The sequence below is a fragment of the Variovorax sp. P2_H12 genome, from assembly GCF_056403395.1.
In genome coordinates, this window is record NZ_JBFUFO010000266.1 from 1 (window position 1) to 394 (window position 394).

Annotated in this window: 1 protein-coding gene; it reads right to left on the bottom strand. The window is 67.8% G+C overall.

Annotation, left to right across the window (positions count from 1 at the left end):
- Positions 1-289, bottom strand: a 289-nt coding sequence (locus AC1DYK_RS36085) for an AsnC family transcriptional regulator (protein WP_478170634.1), incomplete at its 3' end; no start/stop codon positions are given.
- Between the last annotated feature and the right edge of the window lie 105 nt (positions 290-394).

Below are 394 nucleotides of genomic sequence, written 5' to 3' on the forward strand. Positions count from 1 at the left end.
TCGTCACCGCTTCCGGGAACGCGCTCAACTCCGTGATCAGCCGGGACCGCTCCTGGGGAAGGCAGCGCAACAGCACGAAGGCGGTGCAGCGGTTACGCGTGAACTCGCGCCCGGGTGCCGCGTACACCCACGCGAGCCCCGCCCGGGTCAGCCGCTCCCAGCGCCGCGCCAGCGTTCCCGCGGTCACACCGAGCAGCGGCGACAGCTCCGACCACGAGGACCGGGGCCGCAGTTGGAGGGCGTTCACGAGGGCGAGGTCGAGTTCGCTGGCGGTGACCGTTTCTCGCATCACAAGCACTCCGTACGTACGAATCCATGAATATTCGGGGCCATGTGTGCCTCGGCCCGCACAGTAGCCACCACATTCGGTTCCGGCCACCAGATGATCCAGAGG